The 8,866-nt window shown below is 45.7% G+C and carries 10 protein-coding genes; all 10 read right to left on the bottom strand.

The window, feature by feature from the left end:
- A partial coding sequence (locus AC1DSE_RS24430) for an ATP-binding protein (protein ID WP_477528316.1) occupies positions 1 to 215 on the bottom strand: 215 nt, incomplete at its 3' end.
- A complete protein-coding gene (gene spoIIAA / locus AC1DSE_RS24425; RefSeq protein ID WP_076271393.1) occupies positions 212 to 565 on the bottom strand; it encodes an anti-sigma F factor antagonist in 354 nt (117 codons plus the stop codon). The genes AC1DSE_RS24430 and spoIIAA, both read right to left, overlap by 4 nt.
- A gap of 345 nt (positions 566 to 910) precedes the next feature.
- Positions 911 to 2,104, bottom strand: a complete 1,194-nt coding sequence (locus AC1DSE_RS24420; protein WP_477510563.1) for a D-alanyl-D-alanine carboxypeptidase family protein — start codon at positions 2,102 to 2,104, stop codon at positions 911 to 913.
- Between the two features lie 359 nt (positions 2,105 to 2,463).
- Positions 2,464 to 3,795: a pyrimidine-nucleoside phosphorylase gene (locus AC1DSE_RS24415; protein WP_441883335.1), complete on the bottom strand. Its 1,332-nt coding sequence runs from the start codon at positions 3,793 to 3,795 to the stop codon at positions 2,464 to 2,466.
- Positions 3,796 to 3,831: 36 nt separating this feature from the next.
- On the bottom strand, positions 3,832 to 3,990 hold the full coding sequence (locus AC1DSE_RS24410) for an aspartyl-phosphate phosphatase Spo0E family protein (RefSeq protein ID WP_083682665.1): 159 nt from the start codon (positions 3,988 to 3,990) through the stop codon (positions 3,832 to 3,834).
- Positions 3,991 to 4,099: 109 nt separating this feature from the next.
- Positions 4,100 to 4,939, bottom strand: a complete 840-nt coding sequence (locus AC1DSE_RS24405; RefSeq protein WP_076271395.1) for a purine-nucleoside phosphorylase — start codon at positions 4,937 to 4,939, stop codon at positions 4,100 to 4,102.
- 57 nt (positions 4,940 to 4,996) lie between these two features.
- A complete protein-coding gene (gene deoB, locus AC1DSE_RS24400) occupies positions 4,997 to 6,190 on the bottom strand; it encodes a phosphopentomutase (RefSeq protein ID WP_477510527.1) in 1,194 nt (397 codons plus the stop codon).
- A gap of 49 nt (positions 6,191 to 6,239) precedes the next feature.
- A complete protein-coding gene (gene xerD / locus AC1DSE_RS24395) occupies positions 6,240 to 7,130 on the bottom strand; it encodes a site-specific tyrosine recombinase XerD (protein ID WP_477510562.1) in 891 nt (296 codons plus the stop codon).
- 114 nt (positions 7,131 to 7,244) lie between these two features.
- The gene (locus tag AC1DSE_RS24390) at positions 7,245 to 7,478 is read right to left on the bottom strand and encodes a DUF4227 family protein (RefSeq protein WP_054024318.1); all 234 of its coding nucleotides are present in this window, start codon (positions 7,476 to 7,478) and stop codon (positions 7,245 to 7,247) included.
- Between the two features lie 80 nt (positions 7,479 to 7,558).
- A complete protein-coding gene (gene ald, locus AC1DSE_RS24385) occupies positions 7,559 to 8,704 on the bottom strand; it encodes an alanine dehydrogenase (protein WP_477510526.1) in 1,146 nt (381 codons plus the stop codon).
- Between the last annotated feature and the right edge of the window lie 162 nt (positions 8,705 to 8,866).

Genomic DNA, 8,866 nt, shown 5'->3' with positions numbered 1-8,866 from the left:
ATTCTTGCCTCAATAATGACCTGACAAGTAGGATCGTTCTCGTAGCCATGTATAATCGCATTCGTTACAGCCTCGGACACAGCCGTTTTCAAATCATTCAGCTCCTCGAGCGTCGGATCCAGCTGTGACACAAATGCAGCTACCGCGATTCGTGCAAAGGCTTCGTTTTCCGATCGGGCGCTGAAGGAAAGCGTCATTTCATTGGAACCGTTCATGACACCACCTCCAAACTAGAAATTGCGGTACGTTCGTTTTCATGAATCGTCAGAATTTTGAACAGACCCGACATTTCGAATAGGCGATGAACATTCGGATTCACATCGCAGACGACCATTTTGCCACCCTTGCTCTTCACCTGCTTGTATCGGCCCAATATGACGCCTAGACCGGAGCTGTCCATGAACTGCAGCTCCTTCAAGCTAAGAATGACATGCTCGCTGTTACCGCGAAGTAGAGCCTCTTCCATCTTAAAGCGTACGACATCGGCAGTATGATGATCCAACTCGCCCCGAAGCCTTACGATCAGCACATTGCGGTATTGCTCCAATTCTGCTTGCAGACTCATTATGCTGTTCATCTCCTCTAGGTTTTTTCAAACACAAGCAAACGTCTTTGGCGTCTTTCGGACGCTAAAGCAGCTTTGACGGTGAACCATAAGGCAAGTATAAGAAAACGATATACCTGCTTATCTATTAAGAAAGAATAGGTCATACCTATACCTCTCCTAACCTTTCACCGTGAAACGTGGACTGATCTGCGGTGAGTCAGGTTCAGCCGTTTACACTTGCCGAGATAGAACTAGCAATTCTCCAAAATGCTTCACGATTCCTGCATGCCGACAAAACTAGAAGCATACCGCTAACAGCTGACAAAAAACGAGTCGCTTTCAGACATAAAGTTTATGTGTTTGTTACGCAAATAGACCAGAGAAAGAACGCTTCAACAATTTCCACCAGCCTGCCCGTTCAACAGACAAGGGAGCATCCACATCAAATTCTTTGAGCACTTGATCGCCTTGATAGACAACAAGCTTGCCAATCGGTTGACCGATTTGAACTGGCGCTTTGAGCGGACCCGCAATTTTTAGCTCATAACGGATATCTTTTGTTGGACTGCCCTTTTTAAGCAGAACGCTGTACGCATGCTTAGCGACAAGCGGAAGTTCCGCGGCAGTGCCCTTCTCGATTTTCAGCGTCCCCATCGACTCGCCTTCTTTAATAATCGAGTGATTCATATACTGCGCGAACGTGTAATCGAACATTTGCGAAACTTCAGCATTTCTGGTTTTCGTATCCGGCTCTCCCATTACAACAGCAATGACGCGCATGTCATCACGCCTAGCTGTTGCCGATAAGCAATATTTTGCTTCACTCGTGAAGCCAGTCTTCAAACCATCTGCGCCACTATAAAAACGTACTAGCTTATTCGTATTTACGAGCCAGAAAGGCTTCGCGGACGTCTTCCTTAAGTAATCCTGATAAAGCCCTGTATATTTGGTTACTTCCGAATGCTTTAAGAGCTCCCGAGACATCACCGCAATATCATGCGCCGATGAGAAATGATTGGCTACAGGCAGGCCGTTTGGGTTAGAAAACTGTGTATCGTTCATGCCAAGCTGCTGGGCCCGCTCATTCATCATCGTTACGAATTGCTGCTCTGTACCCGCAAGCTTCTCAGCCATAGCCACGGATGCATCATTGCCTGATGCGAGCGCTATGCCCTTAATCATATCGTCTACGGTCATTTCTTCTCCCGGCTCAAGAAAGATTTGAGAGCCGCCCATAGATGCTGCGTATTCGCTCGTTTGTACCTTGTCTGTAAGTTTAATCTTGCCGTCATCAAGTGCCTCCATAATAAGCAGCAGCGTCATTATTTTGGTGATACTTGCAGGCGGTAGCTTATCATGGCTATTTTTTTCGTAAATAACCGTCCCGCTATCCGCATCCATAAGGATGGCAGAACGAGCTGAAGGTGCTAAATTAGCGTTAGAGGCCTGACTTTGCTGCGCAGGGGTCGGACCGGGAGCTGGTGTTGGCTCCACAGCAGCAAAAGCGGCTGTCGGCAGCACAAGCGCGAATGCAAGAATGATTATACAGAGCTTCATAGTACGATTTACCAACTAAATCTCCTCCTGTAAAAGTTTTGAGAAGCAAAACTTGCTTCGTAAGCATCCGCTTAGTTTTGAGAAGCAAAACTCGCTTCGTAAGCATTTGCTTAGTTTTGTGAAGCAAAACTCGCTTCGTAAGCATTTGCTTAGTTTTGAGAAGCAAAACTTGCTTCGTAAGCATTTGCTTAGTTTTGAGAAGCAAAACTTACTTCGTAAGTGTTCTAAGCTGCGCAATTCGCTTATATTTCTCTTTTTAGTGTTGACTCTTAAGTTGGAAATTATTCCATCAGCTAGAGTTAATTGAAACGCAAAAAAATCCGCCCCCAAATTGCGGAGCGGATTTCATAATAAAATATTTAATTATACCTAGTAATGCCTTCTGCTGTTATTACGGATAATAGCAATGGACGAGACAGCGGCTTCTCCGAAGATATCGTATATGCTTGCTTTACTCGCTCAGCAACTGCAAGTGTGGATTCATTTGATTCACGGACATGAAGCAGGGCAAGCGTATCACCAGCATTTACAGGATCTCCAAACTTCTTGCGAAGCGTGACTCCAACGGCGTAATCAATTGAAGCATCGTATGTCGCCCTTCCTGCACCAAGCAGCATAGCGGCTATCCCCAGCTGTTCGGCTTCAATCGCGTTGACAAAACCAGAGTCCGAAGCTTTCACTTCTACAATGAAAGGAGCTTGCGGAAGCTTCGTTGGATCATCAACAATTGAAGCGTCCCCACCCTGTGCAGTAATAAATGCTTTGAACTTATCTAAAGCTGCTCCGCTTGCGATCTGATCACGCAGCAGCTGCTTCGCAGACTCCACAGAATCGGATTTCCCGCCTAAGATAACCATATGTGCCCCAAGCGTTAAACAAAGCTCTGTAAGATCCTCAGGGCCATTTCCTTTGAGCGTTTCAATTGATTCTTGTACTTCTAAAGCATTTCCGATCGCAAAGCCAAGCGGCTGATCCATATCACTTATAACAGCAGCCGTATTGCGTCCGACTTCTGTTCCGATATCTACCATCGCTTGCGCTAATTGCTCAGAATGCTCTAGCGTTTTCATAAATGCTCCACTGCCTGTTTTGACATCAAGCACGATGGCATTAGCGCCTGCAGCAATTTTTTTGCTCATTACTGAGCTTGCGATAAGTGGAATGGATTCTACTGTAGCGGTAACATCACGAAGAGCATATAGCTTCTTATCCGCTGGCGCAAGATTTCCGCTTTGCCCTATGACGGATAAACCAATATCGTTCACCTGAGTCATAAATTTCTCGCGTGAGAGCTCCGTACGAAAGCCTTCAATGGATTCCAGCTTATCAATCGTGCCGCCAGTGTGGCCTAAGCCTCGACCGGACATTTTGGCAACAGGAATGCCTACGGATGCGACTAATGGCGCAAGGATCAAAGTTGTTTTATCCCCCACGCCTCCTGTGCTATGTTTATCGACTTTAATTCCGCTAATAGGACCAAGATCGACCTGATCGCCTGAATTAGCCATTGCAAGCGTTAAAGCTGCTGTTTCTCTAGGCGTCATCCCTTGAAAAAAAACAGCCATCGCCCATGCTGACAGCTGATAATCCGGGATATCGCCACGAGAATAACCATCAATTAAAAAAGTTAACTCCGAAGCGGTCAGCTCGCCGCCATCTCTTTTCTTCTGTATAAGATCTACCGACCGCATTTGTCCCTCTCCATTCACCATTACGTTGTTGATCCGTTATAAAGCGCGTCGTTCCCTCTGCACCTGGACAATAATCTCATCTAAAGTCTGGCTTAGTACAAGCACGTCCAAGTGCTGAAGGCTTTCATTCAATAGAGCTGCTTCTATCATTTTTTTACGCAACTGCTCCATCTGCGTGAGAACTTGCTTGTCCATGTCATTGTCCACTCCATCTTTCTTTGATCATGGACATTATACGACGAAACGTAAAAAAAACACTGTCATATTGAGTCGACGAATATATTACAATTGTGTTACGAATTTGTTACATTTTCGCAATCAATGCATTAACTAGACCCAAAAATTGGGACTTGACACGTTCAGTCGTTTCCATAACTTCTCCATGCGACAGCGGTTGATCCAAAATACCCGCTGCCATATTGCTAATACACGATATTCCGATGACCTCAATCTCTGAATGACGCGCTGCAATGACTTCGGCAACAGTCGACATTCCGACAGCATCAGCTCCAAGAACCCGCAGCATTCGAATTTCTGCTGGTGTCTCATAAGTTGGTCCAAGCAAACCAGCATACACACCTTCACGAAGTGTAAAGCCTTGCTCTTTTGCAATATCTCTTGCAACAGCACGCAGACGCTTGCTGTATGCCTCCGACATATCTGGGAACCTTACGCCAAGCTCGTTGTCATTTGGTCCGATTAACGGATTTTTGCCAGTCATATTCAAATGGTCTGAAATCAACATTAGGTTGCCTGCTTCATAATCCATATTGACTCCACCAGCTGCATTGGTAACAAGCAATGTCTTCACACCTAGCGCCTTCATGACACGTACAGGAAATGCCGTTAGTTCCGGACCATAACCTTCATACATATGAAAACGACCGCGCATCAGCAATACCGTTCTGCCCGAAAGTGTACCAATGAGCAGCTCGCCCGCATGTCCTTCAACAGTGGAAATTGGGAAATGAGGAATATCATGATATTGAATCGTAATCGCATTTTCCAAATAGTCTCCAAGCACGCCAAGTCCCGAACCCATAATCAAACCAATTTCCGGTCTTTGCTCTGTTTGAGCCTCGATATATTGTGCTGCTTCCTTAATGTTTGCTGCTGTTAGTCCTGCCGAAGTAATTGTTGTCATTCTATTTCCTCCTAAAAGTATGTTCATAAAACGATTTGTACCCAATTGTAAAAAAAATTATTTTTGTTCCCGTGTAATAAGCTCAGACAGGAAGCTGGTTCCGTTAGGTGGTGCTGCAACACCAAAATTATCGGCTATTGTTGCTCCAAGATCAGAGAACGTAGAACGTACTTGGAGAGGCCCTGGCTCGTTAAAAGCAGGACTCACGAGCAATATTGGTACGTATTCACGAGTATGGTCTGTACCTGGATGTACGGGGTCATTGCCATGGTCCGCTGTCACGATAAGCAAGTCTCGCTCGCCAAGCTGTTTCTCAAGCAAAGGAATTGCTACGTCGAACTCTTCCAAAGCGGAGGCGTAGCCAATTGGATCGCGGCGATGGCCATAAAGCGAGTCGAAATCTACAAGGTTCGTGAACAGAAGGCCTTTAAAAGGCTGCTTCAGTTGTTCGATCGTTTTGTCGATGCCGTCCGCATTGCTTTTGGTCGGAGTAGAAGCTGTAATGCCTTCTCCGTCAAAAATATCATTGATTTTCCCAATTGCAATGGAATCGAAACCAGCGTCCTTCAACGCATTCAATACTGTTGGCTGTGGAGGCTTCACCGCGTAATCATGACGATTAGGCGTTCGTTTAAAAGCGCCTGGCTCGCCAATATAAGGTCTTGCGATGACGCGCCCTACTGTGAAGCGCTCGTCCATTGTCAGCTCTCTTGCTATTTCACAAGCTCGGTAGAGCTCCTCGAGCGGAATGATGCCCTCATGCGCAGCAATTTGAAATACACTATCAGCTGATGTATATACAATCCATGCACCAGTTTCCATTTGCTCGGCACCCAGCTCATCGAGTATGTCTGTACCGCTTGCTGGTTTGTTTCCAATGACTTTACGGCCTGTTCGCTCCTCGAATGGAGTAAGCAGCTCAGGAGGAAAACCTTCCGGAAACGTTTGAAATGGCACTGTCATTTCTAGCCCCATTAGCTCCCAGTGCCCAGTCATCGTATCCTTTCCAACGGACACCTCAGCCATTTTACCATAATATGCTGCGGGAGCTTCTGAAGATGGACTCCAATCATGGATGCTCGCTATTCGATCAAGCCCCCATCTTCTAAGATTCGGAAGCTGCGTTGACGGTGCTTTTTCTATGATATGGCCTAGCGTATGTGAGCCAAGATCACCGAATGCCTCAGCATCTGGCAGTTCACCTATTCCAACGCTATCCAATACGATTACTGTTATTCGATCAAATCTCATATGTATGACTACCTCCTCTGTAATTGGGATTTATCGATGTCGACCTTTGTTAAGCACGCGGATGAGCTCGAGAATAAACTTCTTTCATTCGCTCTTTGGACACCTGGGTATACTTGAGCGTAGATGATATATCCGCATGTCCAAGCAATTCCTGAACAGAACGAATATCCGCTCCGTTATCGAGTAAATGTGCTGCTACGGAATGTCTAAGCGTATGTGGCGTAATCTCTTCTTCAATCCCAGCTTCCTTCGCGTACTTCTTTATCGTCTTCCAAAATCCTTGTCTTGTCAAACGTGTTCCTAAATGATTTAGAAACAACGCCGATTCAGACGCTCTTTCTGTCAGCAATTCATCACGGCCATATTGCAAATAGTCTACAATTGCCTCCGAAGCTAATTTCCCGAAAGGAACAAGTCGTTCCTTTTGGCCTGTACCCATACATTGAATAAATTCTAGCTGCATATTAACATGCTCAATATTAAGCGAGACAAGCTCCGACACTCTTATTCCTGTTGCATAAATGAGCTCCAGCATGGCTTTGTCACGTTTGCCGGCTGCACTTGAGCAATTCGGCGTCTCAAGCAGCTTATTCGTCACAGAAACGCTTAATATGCTTGGCGGCTTCTTCTCCTGCTTTGGGGCCTCCATATAGATAGACGGATTGCTTTGAATAACGTCCTCTGCGAGAAGAAAATGAAAAAATGCTCGTACTGACACGATGTGCCTGGATAACGTAGCGGCTTTCCTACCCTGTTCCTTCAAGTGGAGCATATACCTCGACATGTGATGCCGCTTCACAGCAGTAAGCTCTGTCAAGCCTTGCTGGTCAATATAAGCTATAAATTGATTCAAATCCCGCTCATATGAAGAAAGCGTATTTGCTGACAAACCTCGTTCTACCTGCAAATGTTGAATGTAGCGATTTAAATGAGCCTTCATTGGACTTCCTTTCACATAAGACACCATTCTAACATGCTTTTCTACAAAAATATTCAACATTCGACTCTATTAATCCTGCTTGAGATCGTTTATCTGCACAACCTTAACAATCCTTTACTCTCCATACCAATAAAACCAGCGAAGCCGATCGGCAGCATCTTTACTGTCTGGAGAGTTAGGGTCCGTCACAAAAACCTTCATGGCATGCCCTTTAGGCTCACGATAAGGATGGATAGGTGAAATCGCGTCGGCAAGCCAGCGATAGCCCCCTGTGACGACAAAAAGCAAAACTACAAAAACAAAAATAAAGAAAATACGGCTCGTCCATCTCCGTATCGAGAAAACCATGTAAACCAGCCTCCTTCATTAGCCGATACGTTGTCACTTGTCCATCCGTATCACCATATGAGGAGGCAGGTTCTATTATGTCAATCATCCTTCAATTGCTCGTAAGGAACGTTATTCAACAAATTTTCTATTGGCACATAAGGCTGATTGGTCGCTGTAGCAACCGGCTTATACGTTACTTTACCTGCATGAGTATTCACGCCTTTTTGCAGCGGCAAGCTTTTTTGAACAGCGTTCATGCCATTATTCGCCAAATCAAGCGCATAGGAGCTCGTTACGTTCGTTAAAGCGATAGTCGACGTCCGCGGCACTGCGCCTGGTATATTAGCAACGGCATAATGAACGACCCCGTGCTTCATATAGATTGGATCTTTATGCGTTGTCGGCCGGTCTACCGTTGCAATCGATCCGCCTTGGTCGACTGCTACATCGACGATTACTGCACCTTTTTTCATACTTTGTACCATCGGTTCTGTTACCAAATGTGGTGCGCGTGCACCTGGAATAAGAACTGCCCCTATAAGCAAATCTGCTTTTGCAACAGCTTCTGCAATATGATACGGACTCGACATTAGCGTATGAATTCTTCCGCCAAATATATCATCCAAATATCTCATACGGTCGGCACTTTTCTCCAAAATAATTACATTTGCACCCATCCCCAGCGCAATTTTCGCCGCATTCGTCCCTACAATTCCTCCACCAATAATGACGACCTCTGCTGGTGGAACGCCTGGAACCCCGCCTAGCAGCACCCCTCTTCCACCGTTAAACGCTTCTAAAAACTGCGCACCTACCTGCACTGACATTCTGCCTGCCACTTCACTCATCGGCGTAAGCAGCGGCAGGCTGCCGTTTGCAAGTTGTATCGTCTCATAAGCGATACCCGTCACTCCACTGTCGACTAGCGCTTTCGTCAAATCAGGGGCGGCGGCCAAATGCAAGTACGTAAACAGCAACAAGCCTTCGCGAAAATAACCGAACTCCTCTGAAAGAGGCTCTTTCACCTTCATAATCATTTCCGCACGCGTCCATACCTCTGCTGCGGTCGCAACGATCTCAGCACCTTCACGCTCGTAAACGCTGTCTTCAAAACCACTGCCGCTGCCCGCTCCTGTTTCTACAAGCACTTTATGCCCAGCTCCTGACAACATCGTAACGCCAGCGGGAGTTAAGGCAACACGGTACTCGCTTTGTTTAATTTCTTTTGGTACGCCTACAATCATACCCATTTCCTCCTCTAAAGCTTTGTGTTTGTTGATGCTTAAATAACCGCTTTCTATGTTGTATGAGAGTTCGGCATGGAATGATCGTCCTTTCCGTGAACTTCACAGCAAAATATATGTAGAACATAAGCTTCATTTCTATACTTTGTTATATTTCGAAAA

It is taken from the genome of Paenibacillus sp. 01L418 (assembly GCF_056400045.1).
Note: the sequence above shows the minus strand (reverse complement) of the source record. Positions and strands in the feature narration are given on the sequence as shown.

Excerpts from the sequence above, each read along its gene's own strand:
- spoIIAA (WP_076271393.1), bottom strand. The coding sequence starts at position 565 with ATGAGTCTGCAAGCAGAATTGGAGCAATACCGCAATGTGCTGATCGTA.
- AC1DSE_RS24420 (WP_477510563.1), bottom strand. The coding sequence starts at position 2,104 with ATGAAGCTCTGTATAATCATTCTTGCATTCGCGCTTGTGCTGCCGACA.
- AC1DSE_RS24415 (WP_441883335.1), bottom strand. The coding sequence starts at position 3,795 with ATGCGGTCGGTAGATCTTATACAGAAGAAAAGAGATGGCGGCGAGCTG.
- AC1DSE_RS24410 (WP_083682665.1), bottom strand. The coding sequence starts at position 3,990 with ATGGACAAGCAAGTTCTCACGCAGATGGAGCAGTTGCGTAAAAAAATG.
- AC1DSE_RS24405 (WP_076271395.1), bottom strand. The coding sequence starts at position 4,939 with ATGACAACAATTACTTCGGCAGGACTAACAGCAGCAAACATTAAGGAA.
- deoB (WP_477510527.1), bottom strand. The coding sequence starts at position 6,190 with ATGAGATTTGATCGAATAACAGTAATCGTATTGGATAGCGTTGGAATA.
- xerD (WP_477510562.1), bottom strand. The coding sequence starts at position 7,130 with ATGAAGGCTCATTTAAATCGCTACATTCAACATTTGCAGGTAGAACGA.
- AC1DSE_RS24390 (WP_054024318.1), bottom strand. The coding sequence starts at position 7,478 with ATGGTTTTCTCGATACGGAGATGGACGAGCCGTATTTTCTTTATTTTT.
- ald (WP_477510526.1), bottom strand. The coding sequence starts at position 8,704 with ATGATTGTAGGCGTACCAAAAGAAATTAAACAAAGCGAGTACCGTGTT.